We start from the raw sequence: 14,472 nt of genomic DNA, 5'->3' as shown, positions 1-14,472 counted from the left end.
TCCCTCCTCATTTCTGACAGCAGTTGGGTGAATCGCCGGGATGGGGCACAGTCGGACCTCAGCGGGATGCATAAGCTCGCAACTCAGCGGAGGCCGAGATGCACGACATGACCCATGTCGCGATATTGCTCGTGAAGGCCACGCCCGAGCTGCCCATCGTCGGCGCAGCCTCGGGTCGGGCCAAGGTACTGGGCTATGACGCGCAGGCCCTGCGCGGCATGCCACTGTCGCTGCTTTGCCCGCTGCGCCAACCCGACGGCCGGCCTTCGGCTGCCACGCTGGACGGCGTGCTGGCGCAGCTGCAACAGGGCGGTTCACTGAGCCTGCCCTGGACCTTCCAGACTCGCGCCGGCGAGACCCGACCCCATGAACTGCATCTGACGCTGACCGAGCGCGACGGCGAACCGCAGGTCGCCGTCTGCATGGTGGACGTCAGCCGCATGCAGTTCGCCGAGGTGCTGAACCAGGCCAAGAACGAGCTGCTGGAGATGGTGGCCACCGGCCAGGCCCTGCAACCCGTGCTGAACCGGCTGACCGCACTCATCGAATCGCAGTTCGAAGGCCTGTACTGCACCGTGCTGCTGCTGGACCTGGACGGCAGGCATGTGCGTGTGGGCGCCGGCCCGCGCATGCCGGTCGACTACATGAACGCGCTGGAAGGCGCCGAGATCGGTCCCACCGCCGGCTCCTGCGGCACCGCCATGTTCGACGACCGCCTCGTCATCGTCGACGACATCGCCAGCCACCCGCTGTGGGCGGCCTACCGCGAGCTGGCCCTGCCCTTTGGCTTCAAGGCCTGCTGGTCGGCCCCCATCCACGCCGCCAACCAGGGCGTCATCGGCAGCTTCGCGATGTACTACCGCGAGGTGCGCCGCCCCAGCGCCGAAGAGATCAGCGCGCTGAACACCGCCAGCCACCTGGCCGGCATCGCCATCGACCAGGCACGCCGCGATGAGGAAAGGCGCCGCACTGCGCAGTGGCTGGAGGAGCAGGTCCAGGCCCGCACGGCCGAGCTGCTCACCACGCAGGACGAACTCGTCAACAGCCGCAAGCTGGCGGCCTTGGGCCAGCTGCTGGCCGGCATCGCCCACGAGATGAACACGCCGCTGGGCAATGCCCTGCTCAGCGCCAGCGCGCTGCGCGCCGGCAGCGCCAGCTTTGCCGAGCGCATGGCCGGCGGCGCGCCGCTGAAGCGCCAGGAGCTGGTGGACTGGATCGCGCAGACGCGCACCGGCACCGAGCTGGTCGAGCAGAACGTCGACCGCGCACTGCGCCTGGTCAACCGCTTCAAGGAGCTGACCGAGGGCAGCGGCCGCGCGGTGCGCTCGCGATTCGACCTGCGCGAGGCCGTGCTGCAAGCCTGGGCCCGCGTACAGACCCGCCAGGCGGCGGAGGGCGTGCAGCTGGCCTGCGACCTGCCCGACGGTTTCGCGCTCGACGGCTATCCCGAGGTGATGCAGCAGGTGCTGGAGCAACTGCTGGAGAACGCCTGCCTGCATGCCTTCCGCGACCGGGACGGCGGCCAGATCCGCCAGATCCGCGTCATCGCGCGCCGCAGCGGCGACGACCGCCTGACGCTGGAATTGCGCGACAACGGCGCGGGCATGCCCGCGGCCGACCTGGCCCGCGCCTTCGAGCCCTTCTTCACGACGACATTCGGCCAGGGCGGCAGCGGCCTGGGCCTGTTCGTCGCCCACAGCCTGGTCAGCGGCATGCTGGGCGGCAACCTGGAGCTGGAGAGCCAGCCGGGCCAGGGCACGGTGGCCCGGCTGGAGTTGCCGTTGCAGGGCGACACGGCGCTCGCCCTCGCGGCTTAGCGGCGGATCGGCGAGCTGCCTCGCCAGGCGGGGTCGCTCCAGCGCTGAAAAGCGCCCATCAGCGCTGGCTCGCTGGACTGGCGTTCGGTCGTCAGTGTGGCCAGGGACACGACCTCGAAGCTGCGGCGGTATTTGCCGTCGGCGCGGAACTCGCGCGCCAGCAGCATCTGCGCGCCGCCCGGCACCCAACCGGCGAACTCGGCCACGCCCAGGCCCGGCTGGGCAGGCGCCGGCGGCATGACCTCGATGCGCCAGCCGCCGTTCTTGCCCGGCTCCTTCAGCAAGACCCACAGCTCGCGCCAGCCGTCCAGGGGCTGGGCGGCCAGGGTCAGGGCACGGCCCTCGCGGTTCAGCGAGGCCGAGGCCAGCGCGATCTGGCCATAGCTGCAGCGGCGCGTGGCCAGCTTGCCGCCTTCCTTCAGTTCGACGCAGCGCTCGCCATCGGCACCGGGCACCAGCGCCAGCTGCACGGCACCGAAGTCACGCGCGGTCGCGCTCGTGCCCAGCCAGCGCGCGGCGTTCACGCGCATGGCGGTATCGGCGTAGGCGGCCTGGTCGTCCTCGGTCAGCTCGGTGGGCACGATGCCGGCGAACTCGGCCAGGGCCGGCACGGCTTCGGCGCCGGAACCACCCGGATTCCGCCGTGCCTGGGCGAAGGCCAGGCTGGCGGCGACCGAGGCGCGGCGCATCAGCAGACGGTTCTTCCAGTGCACCGGCAACGCGGCTGCATCCACCTGGGCCAGCACCTGCTGGCGCCATTGGTCGCGCGCCTCGGCTTCACGCGCCGTCGCGCGCGGGTTCAGGCAGTCCGGGCGCGTCAGGGCCAGGGCGGCGCGCACGCGCTGCTCGGGCGTGGCTGCCGCCGCCAGCATGCGGCGGAAGGCTTCACCGTCGTAGCAGACCTGCACCCGACCCTCCTCGGCATCGAAGGACTCGAACTTCAGGCCATAGCGTGCCGCCACGTCCATCTGTGCCGCCAGCTGACCCTCGGTCGGCTTGGCCGCAGGCAGGGAGGCGCGGTCGGCGATGCGCTCGGCAAACGTGCCCATAGCCTCCATGGTCTCGGCGCCGCCGGGGCCGGCCATCTCGGCCGGCGTGGCCACCTGCACATAGGCCGCGGCCAGGCCCAGGCCCAGGCCTTCGGTGCCCCATTGCTGGCGGGCCAGTCGCAGCTGCGACAGCAGCTCGGCGCTGGCGCCATCACCACGCGGCATGACGAGGACCTGGCCCTTGCGCATCCAGCCGCCGCGCTCGCGGCGGTAATCCCACACTTGCCAGTGGTCACCGCGCTCGGCGCGGATCTCCAGCGCCTCGCCACGGCCCATCTGGGCCTGCAGCGAGGCGGTGTCGCGCGGCGCGCCGCGCAGCGGCGAGTCCTGCACGACGAGGCCGGCGCGCGGGAAGGCGGGCAGCTCGGCGGGGGTCGCGGCTTCGGCCTTGGTCATGACGACGGCAGCGACCGCGGAGGCGACGACGATCAGGGCAATGCGACGCATGATGGCTTACTCCTTCTCCGTTTCGCCATTGCCTTCGGCCGCGGCCTTGGGCTGGGGCGAGGTGCCGGCCAGCAGCGCGTTGCCGATGAAGCCCCCCGAGCCGGGCGGGGCGATGATGACCTGCACCTTGTCCGACAGCTTGTCGGCCATGGCCTTCTGCACCAGCAGCGGGTGCTTGGTCAGCAGGGCGCCCTCGGCCGCCATCTGGGTGGCCGTGGCCTTGCCGACCTGGTTCAGGCGATAGGCCTCGGCATCGGCCAGCTTCTGGCGCGCGGCGGCCTCGGCGTCGATCTCGATGCGGCGCGCCTTGGCGGCGCCTTCGGCCTGCTGGACGCGCGCGGCGCTGTCGGCTTGCGCTTCCAGGGCACGCTGCTCGATCTGCTTCTGCTTGAAGGGCAGCACATGCTTCATGGCCTCTTCCTGGGCCTTGGCGGCAATGATCTGCTCACGGCCGGCCGCTTCGGCGGCGGTCTCGCGGCGCACCTTGTCGGCCGCGGCTTCGAGCTCGGTTTCCTTGACCTTCTTCTCGCTGATCTCCAGCGTGTAGCGCATGCGCTCGCTGGCCAGGCTGTCGGCCAGCAGGTTGTCCATGCCGCGGCGGTAGTCGGACGGCAGGTCGACCGAGCCGATCTGCACGCTCTTGAGCAGGATGCCGTCGCCGGCCAGCTTGGCGCGCAGCTCGGCTTCCAGAGAACTGGCGATCTCGGCGCGCTGGCTGGAGAAGATCTCGCGCACCGTGTGCTTGGCGATCTGCTTGTAGACGACGGCCTGCACGGCCGGCGCGATGACGTCGGCTTCGATGTTGTCGGGCAGCTTGCGCGACAGCTCGGCCAGGCGCTTCTCGTCCACGGCCCAGCGCACATTCATGTCCAGGCCCAGGGACAGGCCTTCCACCGACTGCAGCGGTGCCTGGCCGTTGGCCTTGGCAATGGCACCGGGGTGGTAGCTCTGGTCGCGCAGCGGGAAGAAGCGCACTTCGTGCAGGCTGGGGATGCGCAGGAAGCTGCCTTCGCGGAACTCGGTGGTGCCGCCGCTGAACTGGTTGGTACGCAGGGCCGCCTGGCCGTGGGGCACGGCCTGCAGGGGCGGGTGGGTCACGACCGCATAGCCCAGGCCGGTCACGGCCGTCAGGATCAGCAGCGGGGGCAGGGCGCGGCGCAGGGAAAGCGCAGCGCCCGGGGCGGCGGTGGAGGCGGCCTCGAAACCACGGCTGGCGCCGCGGCCGAAGGCGTTGCGGATGGAAGCGGCAAGAGTCTTGAGGCGTTGCAGCATGATGGTTTTCCTTGGCGTTGCTGCATCGCTGGGTGGGTTGTGCGATGCATGGCGGCCATGGTTGCAACTCATGCGGGAAGGGACGAGAGCGCCGGCGGGTGGGTGTCTTCCGTCGTGGCGGAAGGAATCTTCCGGGGCCATACTCGGTGGCGATTCCCCAAGGAGATGACGATGCGTTTCCTCAGACTGATGTTCGCGACCCTGCTGCTGTCCTTCGCAGCGACGCATGCCCTGGCCCAGCAGCATGTGGTCTACCACTTCGACGATGCGCAGACCCAGGCCCTCAAAGGCCTGCGCAACATCCGCAACCACCTGGACGGCGACCCCACGGCGCAGATCACCGTCGTGGCCCTGGGCCCGGGCGTGGACATGCTGATGCCCGGCTACAAGGACGCCAATGGCGCCGACTACGCCGCCCAGGTCACGGCCCTGAAGGCGCGCGGCGTCAGGTTCGAGGTCTGCGAGAACACCATGAAGGGCCGCGGCTTCAAGAAGGAGCAGTTCCTTCCCGAAGCCGAATTCACGGCGTCCGGCGTGGTCCGTGTCGCGAAGCTGCAGGGCCAGGGCTTCGCCTACATCAAGCCCTGACGACGGTCCGGCCGGTGCTCAGGCCAGGTCTTCATGGATGCAGAGGTAGTTGCCCTCGGTGTCCTTGAACCAGGCCGCCTTCTCCGAACCCAGCACGCAGACGTGGTCGACCGTCTTGAAGTCGGGGAAGTCATAGTCCTCGAAGACGACGCCGGCCTGCTTGAGCCCGGCAATGCTGGCGGCGATGTCATCCACCTTGAAGCTGATGGCCGTGTGGTCGGCCTTGGTGCCCCCCGGCTTGGGGAAGAGGGCCAGGGTGCTGCCACCCACGCTGTAGACGAACTTGCCATCCGGCCTCAGGCCGCCGGGCACCAGGCCCAGGCGACCCTCGTAGAAGGCCCGGGCGCGGGCCATGTCGGCCACGGGCAGCATGGTCGTGACGGGAGCGCTGTTCAGCATATGCAGTCCTTTCGCTCGGCCGGTCACGCGAAGCTGGCCGGGAGGCCAGCATAGGACGCCGACTGCGACAACGCCAGCCGCGCTAGGGGCCGCTCGCAGCCCTGGCGGCCTGCGGGAGAAACAGCTCATTGGCAACCCAACCGGCCGGGACGCCGACTTCGCGGCAGGCCATCATGGCCGCAATCAAGGCTTCCTCGGGTGCACGTTCGGAGAATCGAAGATGGACCGCCAGCTTCTGTCTCGGCTGCTGCCTGGACCTGAGGACCTCAACGAGGCGCGCCTTCTCGACCGTCCGGCCGTCGAAGACATAGGCTCCCGCGTCCGAAATCTCGAGCTCGAGGGTCAGCATGGGCAAGTCGGGCGGCTCGGACGTGCAGGCTTGCACCACCAGGGCCGTCAACAAGACGGCAGTGATCCGGCATGCGCCATGCCGCAGGCGGGGCCAGGGTTTCATGGCAAGACAGGCCTGAAGAAGCTGCGCTCATAGCTCAGGAAGCACCGCGTCCTCTTTGCATAGGCGAAGGCGGCCTGGCATTCGGGGTCCTGCAGCGAGCGCTGGCGGTAGTCCTCATAGGCCGCCAGGGACGGGAAGGAGAACAGGGCCAGCGCGATGTTGTTGGCGCCCTCGGACGGCAGGAAATAGCCGTGGTGCGTGCCGCCGAACTTCGCCACCAGCGGCAGCCAGAGCTTGCCGTAGTGCTCGAACTCCTGGAGCTTGTCGGGATCGATGACGTAGCGCAGATAGCAGGTGACCATGGACGGCTGGACAGCGATTCGATGAGTCGCCCATTCTGCGTTGACCGCCAGGGCGCCGAGGTGAGCACCTTCCCGCGCGCCGATTCCGTGCACAGAATCCGCCATGCCCAAGATGACCGCCGCCGACACCTCCGTCGCTGTCGACCGCTTCATGGCCGACCTCGATCACCCCTTCAAGGCCGAACTCGAGACGCTGCGCCGGGCCATGCTCGCCACCGACCCGGCCATCGCCGAAGGCATCAAGTGGAATACGCCGGGCTGGCGCACCACAGAGTACTTCGCCACCACGCATCTGCGCAGCAAGACCAGCTTCGCGCTGATCCTGCATCTCGGCGCCAAGGTGCGTGCCCTGCCGGCGGGCGGCCTGGACATTCCCGATCCCACCGGTCTGCTGAAGTGGCTCGGCAAAGACCGTGCCCAGATCGAGTTCACTTCGGCCGCCGACCTCGCCGCCAAGCTGCCCGCGCTGAAGACGCTTTTGCGGGCATGGATACGCCATGTCTGACGTGCAGTTGCTGTAGCCACAAGCCGGTACGCCTTCGTCAGCCCCGGTTGCTACTCTCACAGCCCTCACTTCAAGGAAGCCTTCGATGAAAAGCACGCTGATCGCCACCGCCTGCCTGCTCGCCAGCTCCCTGGCCCTGGCCGCCGAAATCCAGGTGCCCGTGAACATGGCCGAGAAGACCGGCGACGGCGCGGCCGTCGGCAGCGTCCGCATCGTCGAGACGCCCTACGGCCTGGCCTTCTATCCCGAGCTCAAGGGCCTGCCTCCTGGCCTGCATGGCTTCCACGTCCACGAGAAGCCCTCCTGCGCGCCCACCGAGGCCAATGGCGCCACCGTGCCGGCCGGTGGTGCCGGCGGCCACCTCGACCCACTGGGCACCAAGAAGCATGGCGAGCCCTGGGGCGACGGCCACCTCGGCGACCTGCCACCCCTCTTCGTCGCCGCCGACGGCACGGCCAGCGCCCCCGTGCTCGGCCCGCGCCTCAAGCTGGCCGACGTGAAAGGCCACGCGCTGATGGTCCACGCGGGCGGCGACAACCATTCCGACCATCCGGCCATGCTGGGTGGCGGCGGGGCGCGGGTGGCTTGCGGGGTGATTGGCGGCTGAGGGCACGGAAGAATCCTTCCGCCGCCACGCGGGGCGGCATCCAGATAATCTCACCATGCCCCGCATCGCCGTCATCGAAGACGATCCCACCACCAGCGAGCAGATTGCCGGCTGGATCCGCCACGCCCGCCCCGAGCTGACGGTCGACCAATGGTTCGACCGCGACGCCGCCGAGGCGGCCCTGCTGCGCGAGCGCTACGACCTCGTCGTGCTCGACATCGAGCTGGGCCGCGAGCGCAATGCCGGCGTGGCCCTGATCAACGAGATCAACAAGCAGGGCCTGGGCACACCGGTGCTGGTGGTGTCGGCCATGCCGGCCGCCATCTACCGCAGCATCATGAAGGCGCTGGACGCCTGGGACTATCTGCAGAAGACGACCTTCGATGAAGCCGAGTTCATCGAGACCTTCCTGGACATCCTGCGCACCGCGCGGCTGCGCGAACCGGCTGCCAAGCCGTCCGCCACCAAGGCCGGCGACGAGAGCCTGCAGCTCGACCCGCTGAAGCAGCGCACGCCGATGTGGCGCGGCCAGCGCATCAACCTGCCGCTGACGGCCCAGCGCATCCTCGCCACCCTGCATGCGCGCGCGGGCGAGGTCGTCAGCTACGAGGACCTGTTCGACGTCGTCAAGAGTGGCCGCAACCGCGACAACGTGCGCAAGCATGTGGCCACCATCCGCGACGCCTTCCGCGACGTGGACCCGAGCTTCGACGGCATCGAGAACATCCCAATGCGCGGCTTTCGCTGGACTCCCGGCGGATGAAGCTCGGCCGCGTCGAGCTGCCACTGCCCGACATGCCGCGCCTGGGGCTGGCGGCCTTTCGCAACCGCATCGTCTTCCACCTCGTCTTCGTCGCGCTGGCCCTGGCCACGCTGGCCCTGGCCCTGGCCCTGCTGAACGAGGAGAGGCAGCGCAACGCCCAGCGCTACGAGCAGACCTTTGCCAAGTCGCTGGGCGAAATCGTCGCCCAGCTGCGCCATCCTTCGGGCCAGCTGGCGCTGATGAATCCCGAGCCGTCGCAGGTGGGCGAGGGCTGGGTGGCGCCGCTGGTGCTGCCCTTTGCCGCCATTGACTTCGACGATGCCACCAAGGCGCAGCGCGCCGTCGAGATGGCCGGCTGCGCCCTGCAATACCCCGGCGGCACCAGCCTGTGCACGGCGGTGGGCAGCAATGCCTATGCGGGCGGCTTCATCTACCTGGTGGCCAGCCTGGACGCACCGCCGCTGGTGTCGCGCCTGCGCGGCACCCTCGACCTGGCCGATGTGCATCGCGTGCAGCTGAGCCTGCAACGCGACGGCAGCGAGCAGCACTGGCTGGCCCCCGTCGAGATGATCGACGCACAGCGCGGCCAGTTGCCTGGCTTCACCGTCGCCGCAGGCGACAACACGACGACCCTGCCCTACAAGGCCCGCCCGCAGCGCGACTTCCGCGGCTGGGTCTGGCGCGAAGGGCCCTGCCTGAGCACGGCCGAGCCCTGCCCGCGCCGCACGACCATCTCCATCCGCCTGCCGGTCGAGGCCTTCCGCGAGGCCCTGTTCCGCCCCGGCGGGCCGCAGTGGCCGCCGGCCGACCTGCCGCGCACCGGCCTGCGCCTGGCGCTGATCGGGCCCGACAACGCGACGCTGTTCGACAGCGGGGCGTCGACGGCCCAGCCGCCGCTGACGCTGGCGCGCCTGTCCGGCACGCTGGCGCCGGGCGAGACGTTGAAGATCACGCGCGGCAACAGCGTCGTCGCGCTGCTGCAGGGCGACGAGGAAGCCAGCGCGCCGTCCTCGCCCTGGCTGACGGCGCTGATCCAGCACCTGCCCGCCCCCGCCATGCCGCACACGCTGACGGCCCAGGACAGCGTGACGACACCGGCGGGCCGCTTCGACATCACGCTCAGCGGCGACCTGCAAGGCCTGGACCGCTCCCTGAGCGCGAGCGCCGCTCGCCTGGCCTGGCCGGTGGGCGCCATGCTGGCCGCCATCGCCCTGGCCTGGCTCATCATCGAGATGGGCCTGATCCGCCGCGTCGCCATGTTGACGAAGCGCGCCGCCACGCTGTCCCACCAGCTGCAAAAGCCCGAGCGCTTCGAGCTGGGCACGCTGGACGTGACCGACCTGCGCGGCCGCGATGAACTGGGCATCCTCGCGGGCAGCCTGTCCGACCTGCTGCAGCACGCCCGAGACAGCCTGCGGCGCGAACAGCTGCGCGCCGAGCGCGAGCACGACCAGTGGCATGCGGTGGGTCACGAGATCATGTCGCCGCTGCAGTCGCTGATGCTGCTGCACGCCGCCGATGCCGACCCGAGCCGGCGCTATGTGCAGCGCATGCAGCAGGCCGTGAAAGTGCTCTACGGCCAGGCTTCGCCGAGTGAGGCCCTGGCCGCCGCGACGCTGGCCGTGGGCCGGCTGGACCTGGACGCCTTCCTGCGCCAGGTGGCCGAGAACGCGGCCTATGCGGGCATCGCCAACGTGGCCTATGCCGCCGGCGAACCGGTCTGGGCGCAAGCCGACGAATACCCGCTGGAAGACGCCATCACGCATGTGCTGACCAATGCCGACCGCTACCGCGTGGCCGGCACGCCCGTCACGCTGGCCCTGCGCGTCGAGGGCGAGCTGGCCCTCATCGACATCCACAACCAGGGCCCGCACATCCCCGACGATCAGCTCACGCGCATCTTCGACTACGGCGTCAGCGATGCTGAAGCCCTGGACGGCGTGCGCCGCGGCCAGGGCCTGTTCGTGGCCAAGACCTACCTGGCCAAGATGGGCGGCAGCATCGCCGCCCGCAATGTCGACGACGGCGTCGTGTTCGAGATCGGGCTGAGGCGCGGCTGAGCCCGCGGGTGTTTTTGCCATTTCCCGGGCGGAGCCGATCGGCTAGCGTCGGCCGCATTCATCGCCCCGGAGCACCGCGCATGGCCATCCTGCCCGAGACCCCGATCCGCACGCTCGACGACCTCGCCCGCTTCGAGGCCGAGATGCCGCTGGACGAACGCCTGCCCGAACGCAGCGTGCTGGACGTGATCGCCCACGCCGCCGAGCGCTGGCCCGAACGCACCGCGCTGACGCAGCTCATGACGGGCGCGCCCGACGAGACGCCGCGGCGCGTCAACTACCGCGAGCTGCTCGGCCTGGTGCGGCGCGCGGCCAACCTCTTCCACACGCTGGCCGGCCCGCGGCCCGGCGTCGCCTACATGCTGCCCGGCCTGATCGAAACCCACGCCACGCTGTGGGGCGCGGAGGCGGCCGGCTACGCGGTGCCGATCAACTTCCTGCTGCAGCCCGAGCACATCGCCGCGCTCCTGAAGGCTTCGGGCGCGCGCATCCTGGTGGCACTGGGACCGCATCCCGTGCTGGACATCTGGCAGAAGGCGCTGGCCCTGCGCGAGCAGCTGCCGGAGCTGACGCTCGTGCGCGTGGCACCACCCGGCACCCCATCGGAGGCCGGCGTCATCGACCTGCCCGCGGCGCTGGCCGCGCAGCCCGCCGACCAGTTGGTCTTCGGCGCACCCGGCCGCGATGCCGACGTGGCGGCCTATTTCCACACCGGCGGCACCACGGGCACGCCGCGCCTGGTGGCCCATACCCACCGCAGCCAGCTCGTCGCGGCGCTGGGGGGCGCGGTGCTGGGCGACCTGCAGCCCACCGACACCCTCACGGCCACGCTGCCCCTCTTCCATGTCGGCGGCACCATCTTCTGCGCCCTGAGTGCCTTCATGGCCGGCGTCAGCCTGCTCATCATGTCGCCCTCGGGCCTGCGCAACCCGGCCATGGTGCAGGGCTTCTGGCGGCTGTCTGCGCGCTACGGCGCCACGCTGGTGGGAGCGGTGCCGACCTCGGTGGGCGCCGTGCTCGAGGTGCCGCTGGACGGCGCCGACATCAGCCGAGTGCGCGCCGGCTTTTGCGGCGCGGCCTCACTGCCGCTGGCGGTGGGTGAGCGCTTTCGCCAGGTCACCGGCCGCGGCCTGTACGAGGTCTACGGCATGACCGAAGCCTCGGGCCTGATCGCCATCGATGCGGTGGGCGGGCCGGGCGGCGTCGGCTCGGTGGGCTGGCCCCTGCCCTACACCCGCGTCATGGTGCGCCGGCTCGGCAGCGACGGGCGCCTCGGCGAGGCCTGCGACACGAACGAGATCGGTGTCATCACCGTGCAGGGGCCACATGTGTCGCCGGGCTATCGCAACCCTGAGCACAACGCCGGCATCTTCGAGGACGGCCTGCTCAACAGCGGTGACCTCGGCTATGTGGACGACAGCGGCCGGCTGCACATCGCCGGCCGCGCCAAGGACCTCATCATCCGCAGCGGCCACAACATCGACCCGCTGATGATCGAGAACGCGCTGGCCGAGCACCCCGCCGTGGCACTGGCCGCAGCCGTGGGCATGCCCGATGCCTATGCGGGCGAACTGCCCGTCTGCTATGTGGCACTGCGCCCCGGCGCCCAGGCCAGCGAGGACGAACTGCAGGCGCACGCCCAAGCCCGCATCGGCGAGCGGCCGGCCTGGCCCAGGCGCATCCATGTCGTCGACGCCATCCCGCTCACCTCGGTCGGCAAGATCTACAAGCCGCAGCTGCGCTGCGACGCGGCGGCAAGGCTGGTGACGCAACTCGTGCGCGAGAAGCTCGGGCAAGCCGACGCGCAGGTCCAGGTTCGCGAGGGCGGCCGGCGCGGCATGCGGGTCAGCGTGAGCCTGCCGTCGGCCAGCCCCGAGGCCGTCGGGGCCGTGGAACGCGAGCTCGCGACCTATCTGTTCGAGGCCGAGGTCAGCGGCGGCTGAACTTGGCCTCAGCGGGCCCGAATGCGCTCCAGCAGGCTGCGCGTCGCCAGCTCCGACCCGAGCGACATCTCCAGCGGCGCCCGCACCAGGCCGGCGTGGCCGTATTGCAGGTTCTCGTAGACCTCGGCGGCCGCCGGGAAGTGATCCAGCAGTCCGGCCAGCAGCTCGTGGCCCTGCTGCTCGCGCAGCTCGGCGCTGAGCCGGGTGACCAGCAGCTGGTATTGATGCGGATCGGCCGCACGACCCAGGCCCTCGAGGGCCTGCAGCAACTGGGCGAGGCGGACGAGGGACAGCAGTTCGGCGGGAACGGCGAGCTTGGTGACGGAAGCCATAGCCTGCAGATGCCCCCGTCCACCGGCATTTCAAGCGCCCCGGTTGCGGCATGTTTCACAGTCGCCCGCACAATCGGCGCAGGAGACCTCCCCATGAAGTTCCTGCCCGACGCGACCTACGCCCTGCTTGACGCCAATGGCGGCATCCGCCAGCAGGCCGGTGGCCACGAGTTCTGGAGCCAGCCGCAGGAAGCGCTCGAAGCCCTGGGCAAGGCCTGGCTGGTGTCCGAGTTCGTCTGCGACACCGACTGGGGCAGCTGGGAGATGCATCCCCAGGGCGAGGAGTTCGTCTACCTGCTGGACGGCGACATCGAGTTCCGGCTGGAGACGCTCGAGGGCGTCGTCGCCCAGCGCATCACCGACCGCGGTGCCGTCGTCGTGCCGCGCGGCGTCTGGCACACGGCCAAGGTGTTCCGGCCCAGCCGCATGTTCTTCATCACGTTGGGCGCCGGCACCCGTCACCGGCCCGTCTGAACCCGAGGAGGTCCCATGGCCCGCGACATCGTCTACACCCCCAAGGCCGCCAAGCCGCCCCCCGTCTACAGCCAGGCCGTCAAGGCGGCCGGGCTGGTCTTCGTGTCCGGCACGGCGCCGACCGACCCCGAGACCGGCCAGTTCGTCGGCACGACGGTGCAGGAACAGACGCGCCAGTGCCTGACCAATATCGCTGCCATCCTGGAAGCTGCGGGCAGTTCCATGGACAGGATCGTCAGCGTCACCATCGTGCTGGCCGACGAGGACGACTTCGCCGGCATGAACGAGGAATACCTGCGCTGGTTCCCGGTCGACCCGCCGGCCCGCCAGGGCGCCAAGCTGCCAGCGCGCATCCCGGGGCTGAAGGTGTCGATCGCGGCGATCGCCGAAGCTTGAGGCCTACTTCTCGCCCACCACCAGCAGCGTGAACGAGCCCGGCTTCATGGTGCGGCGCGGGCGCGTCTGGCCTTGGGCCGGCGGCTGCTCGTCGAACTCCGCCGTCACCAGATAGACCTGGTGATCCACCGGGTTCAGCGCCATCGTGCGGGCGCCGCGCGCGGTGGCCACGGTCTGCTGGACCTTGAAGCTGTCGGCCCCCGCGGCATGGATGACCGACAGGGTGCCATCGCCTTGCGAGCTGAAGACCAGCTGGCGCTGTGCATCGAAGCCGTTGGCATCGACGCCCTCGCCGATGGGCAGCTGGGCCACCGTCTTGCCGGTGTCGGCATTGACGACCAGCAGGGTCTTGTTGTGGCAGCCGACGAAGAGGCGGCGCGTGGCGCGGTCCATGGCCAGGCCGGCGGGCTCGTCGCAGCCTTCCAGCGGCCAGGTCGCCACGACGGCGCCGGTCTTCAGGTTGAGGACCTGCAGCGCGTTCTTGTCCTCGATGTCGACGAAGACCATGCCGCGCCCGTCCGACATGGCGGCCTCGGGCTTGCCGGCGAGGGCGATGGTCACCACCAGCTTCTCGCCCACGGCGTCGATGACGCTGGCGTTGTGGCTGCGGCCATTGAAGGCCAGCACTTGCTTCGTGCTCTCGTCGTAGGCGATGAAGTCAGGGTTTTGGCCCAGCGGCGTGGCGATCTTTCCGGTCGTCTTCAGGCTGCTGGCGGTGAAGACGCTGATCGAATTGTCACGCCCGTTGCTGGTGAAGCCCTTGTCCAGCTCGGGCGCCAGCGCGATGCCGTGCACGCCGGGCGTGTCGAGGATGTCGCCCACGACGCTGCCGCTGCGCGGGTCGACGACCTGCACATGCTGGCCGCGCGAGATGAAGAGGCGGTGCGACGGCGCGTCGTAGCTGAGGTAGTCCCAGCCGCCTTCGCCGCCGAGGCTGTAGCGGTGCAGCACCTCGAGATCGCCGGCAGCGGCGGCGAGGGGCAGCAGCATGCAGGCCAGCAGGCTGGCTAGACGGAAGGTGGCGCTTGTGGACATCGTGGAAACTCCGGCGGACGGATTTCCAG

The 14,472-nt window shown here is 70.0% G+C and carries 16 protein-coding genes; 9 read left to right on the top strand and 7 right to left on the bottom strand.

The window, feature by feature from the left end:
* Positions 1-98: 98 nt before the first annotated feature.
* The gene (locus AC3WOE_RS05295) at positions 99-1,817 is read left to right on the top strand and encodes a sensor histidine kinase (protein WP_492688807.1); all 1,719 of its coding nucleotides are present in this window, start codon (positions 99-101) and stop codon (positions 1,815-1,817) included.
* Here the strand turns inward: AC3WOE_RS05295 and AC3WOE_RS05290 are convergent.
* Positions 1,814-3,313, bottom strand: a complete 1,500-nt coding sequence (locus tag AC3WOE_RS05290) for a hypothetical protein (protein WP_492688806.1) — start codon at positions 3,311-3,313, stop codon at positions 1,814-1,816. The genes AC3WOE_RS05295 and AC3WOE_RS05290 overlap by 4 nt on opposite strands.
* A 6-nt stretch (positions 3,314-3,319) precedes the next feature.
* A complete protein-coding gene (locus AC3WOE_RS05285) occupies positions 3,320-4,585 on the bottom strand; it encodes an SPFH domain-containing protein (protein ID WP_492688805.1) in 1,266 nt (421 codons plus the stop codon).
* A 171-nt stretch (positions 4,586-4,756) separates the two neighbouring features.
* On the opposite strand from AC3WOE_RS05285, the gene AC3WOE_RS05280 reads away from it, so the two are divergent.
* On the top strand, positions 4,757-5,173 hold the full coding sequence (locus AC3WOE_RS05280; protein WP_492688804.1) for a DsrE family protein: 417 nt from the start codon (positions 4,757-4,759) through the stop codon (positions 5,171-5,173).
* Positions 5,174-5,191: 18 nt separating this feature from the next.
* On the opposite strand, the gene AC3WOE_RS05275 is transcribed toward AC3WOE_RS05280, so the two are convergent.
* From AC3WOE_RS05275 to AC3WOE_RS05265, 3 genes are all read right to left on the bottom strand, one after another.
* The gene (locus tag AC3WOE_RS05275; protein ID WP_492688802.1) at positions 5,192-5,572 is read right to left on the bottom strand and encodes a VOC family protein; all 381 of its coding nucleotides are present in this window, start codon (positions 5,570-5,572) and stop codon (positions 5,192-5,194) included.
* Between the two features lie 82 nt (positions 5,573-5,654).
* A complete protein-coding gene (locus AC3WOE_RS05270) occupies positions 5,655-6,026 on the bottom strand; it encodes an ExbD/TolR family protein (RefSeq protein WP_492688801.1) in 372 nt (123 codons plus the stop codon).
* A complete protein-coding gene (locus AC3WOE_RS05265; protein ID WP_492688800.1) occupies positions 6,023-6,328 on the bottom strand; it encodes an NIPSNAP family protein in 306 nt (101 codons plus the stop codon). Before AC3WOE_RS05265 ends, AC3WOE_RS05270 begins: the two co-directional genes overlap by 4 nt.
* 103 nt (positions 6,329-6,431) lie before the next feature.
* Here AC3WOE_RS05265 and AC3WOE_RS05260 point away from each other — a divergent pair, with 103 nt between their 5' ends.
* The 5 genes from AC3WOE_RS05260 (at position 6,432) to AC3WOE_RS05240 (ending at position 12,206) form a co-directional block, all read left to right on the top strand.
* The gene (locus AC3WOE_RS05260; protein WP_492688798.1) at positions 6,432-6,833 is read left to right on the top strand and encodes a DUF1801 domain-containing protein; all 402 of its coding nucleotides are present in this window, start codon (positions 6,432-6,434) and stop codon (positions 6,831-6,833) included.
* A gap of 85 nt (positions 6,834-6,918) precedes the next feature.
* Positions 6,919-7,440, top strand: coding sequence for a superoxide dismutase [Cu-Zn] SodC (gene sodC, locus AC3WOE_RS05255; protein ID WP_492688797.1), 522 nt, complete (start codon positions 6,919-6,921; stop codon positions 7,438-7,440).
* Between the two features lie 55 nt (positions 7,441-7,495).
* The gene (locus AC3WOE_RS05250; RefSeq protein ID WP_492688795.1) at positions 7,496-8,203 is read left to right on the top strand and encodes a response regulator transcription factor; all 708 of its coding nucleotides are present in this window, start codon (positions 7,496-7,498) and stop codon (positions 8,201-8,203) included.
* On the top strand, positions 8,200-10,263 hold the full coding sequence (locus AC3WOE_RS05245; RefSeq protein WP_492688793.1) for a sensor histidine kinase: 2,064 nt from the start codon (positions 8,200-8,202) through the stop codon (positions 10,261-10,263). The genes AC3WOE_RS05250 and AC3WOE_RS05245 overlap by 4 nt, the downstream gene beginning before the upstream one ends.
* 80 nt (positions 10,264-10,343) lie before the next feature.
* A complete protein-coding gene (locus AC3WOE_RS05240; protein ID WP_492688791.1) occupies positions 10,344-12,206 on the top strand; it encodes an AMP-binding protein in 1,863 nt (620 codons plus the stop codon).
* Between the two features lie 8 nt (positions 12,207-12,214).
* Here the strand turns inward: AC3WOE_RS05240 and AC3WOE_RS05235 are convergent, their stop codons facing one another.
* Positions 12,215-12,538, bottom strand: coding sequence for a hypothetical protein (locus AC3WOE_RS05235; protein ID WP_492688790.1), 324 nt, complete (start codon positions 12,536-12,538; stop codon positions 12,215-12,217).
* A 93-nt stretch (positions 12,539-12,631) separates the two neighbouring features.
* On the opposite strand from AC3WOE_RS05235, the gene AC3WOE_RS05230 reads away from it, so the two are divergent.
* Positions 12,632-13,012 (top strand): cupin domain-containing protein, encoded by a 381-nt coding sequence (locus tag AC3WOE_RS05230; protein ID WP_492688788.1) that lies wholly within the window; start codon positions 12,632-12,634, stop codon positions 13,010-13,012.
* A gap of 15 nt (positions 13,013-13,027) precedes the next feature.
* Positions 13,028-13,408 (top strand): RidA family protein, encoded by a 381-nt coding sequence (locus tag AC3WOE_RS05225; RefSeq protein WP_492688786.1) that lies wholly within the window; start codon positions 13,028-13,030, stop codon positions 13,406-13,408.
* A 3-nt stretch (positions 13,409-13,411) separates the two neighbouring features.
* Here the strand turns inward: AC3WOE_RS05225 and AC3WOE_RS05220 are convergent, their stop codons facing one another.
* The gene (locus AC3WOE_RS05220) at positions 13,412-14,443 is read right to left on the bottom strand and encodes a YncE family protein (RefSeq protein WP_492688785.1); all 1,032 of its coding nucleotides are present in this window, start codon (positions 14,441-14,443) and stop codon (positions 13,412-13,414) included.
* Between the last annotated feature and the right edge of the window lie 29 nt (positions 14,444-14,472).

Source organism: Roseateles sp. FW305-36 (genome assembly GCF_058787015.1).
This window is presented reverse-complemented; position numbering and strand designations above follow the sequence as displayed.

What these genes read in the sequence shown, in the direction of transcription:
- AC3WOE_RS05295 (WP_492688807.1), top strand. Translation starts at nt 99, where the DNA reads ATGCACGACATGACCCATGTCGCGATATTGCTCGTGAAGGCCACGCCC.
- AC3WOE_RS05290 (WP_492688806.1), bottom strand. Translation starts at nt 3,313, where the DNA reads ATGCGTCGCATTGCCCTGATCGTCGTCGCCTCCGCGGTCGCTGCCGTC.
- AC3WOE_RS05285 (WP_492688805.1), bottom strand. Translation starts at nt 4,585, where the DNA reads ATGCTGCAACGCCTCAAGACTCTTGCCGCTTCCATCCGCAACGCCTTC.
- AC3WOE_RS05280 (WP_492688804.1), top strand. Translation starts at nt 4,757, where the DNA reads ATGCGTTTCCTCAGACTGATGTTCGCGACCCTGCTGCTGTCCTTCGCA.
- AC3WOE_RS05275 (WP_492688802.1), bottom strand. Translation starts at nt 5,572, where the DNA reads ATGCTGAACAGCGCTCCCGTCACGACCATGCTGCCCGTGGCCGACATG.
- AC3WOE_RS05270 (WP_492688801.1), bottom strand. Translation starts at nt 6,026, where the DNA reads ATGAAACCCTGGCCCCGCCTGCGGCATGGCGCATGCCGGATCACTGCC.
- AC3WOE_RS05265 (WP_492688800.1), bottom strand. Translation starts at nt 6,328, where the DNA reads ATGGTCACCTGCTATCTGCGCTACGTCATCGATCCCGACAAGCTCCAG.
- AC3WOE_RS05260 (WP_492688798.1), top strand. Translation starts at nt 6,432, where the DNA reads ATGCCCAAGATGACCGCCGCCGACACCTCCGTCGCTGTCGACCGCTTC.
- sodC (WP_492688797.1), top strand. Translation starts at nt 6,919, where the DNA reads ATGAAAAGCACGCTGATCGCCACCGCCTGCCTGCTCGCCAGCTCCCTG.
- AC3WOE_RS05250 (WP_492688795.1), top strand. Translation starts at nt 7,496, where the DNA reads ATGCCCCGCATCGCCGTCATCGAAGACGATCCCACCACCAGCGAGCAG.
- AC3WOE_RS05245 (WP_492688793.1), top strand. Translation starts at nt 8,200, where the DNA reads ATGAAGCTCGGCCGCGTCGAGCTGCCACTGCCCGACATGCCGCGCCTG.
- AC3WOE_RS05240 (WP_492688791.1), top strand. Translation starts at nt 10,344, where the DNA reads ATGGCCATCCTGCCCGAGACCCCGATCCGCACGCTCGACGACCTCGCC.
- AC3WOE_RS05235 (WP_492688790.1), bottom strand. Translation starts at nt 12,538, where the DNA reads ATGGCTTCCGTCACCAAGCTCGCCGTTCCCGCCGAACTGCTGTCCCTC.
- AC3WOE_RS05230 (WP_492688788.1), top strand. Translation starts at nt 12,632, where the DNA reads ATGAAGTTCCTGCCCGACGCGACCTACGCCCTGCTTGACGCCAATGGC.
- AC3WOE_RS05225 (WP_492688786.1), top strand. Translation starts at nt 13,028, where the DNA reads ATGGCCCGCGACATCGTCTACACCCCCAAGGCCGCCAAGCCGCCCCCC.
- AC3WOE_RS05220 (WP_492688785.1), bottom strand. Translation starts at nt 14,443, where the DNA reads ATGTCCACAAGCGCCACCTTCCGTCTAGCCAGCCTGCTGGCCTGCATG.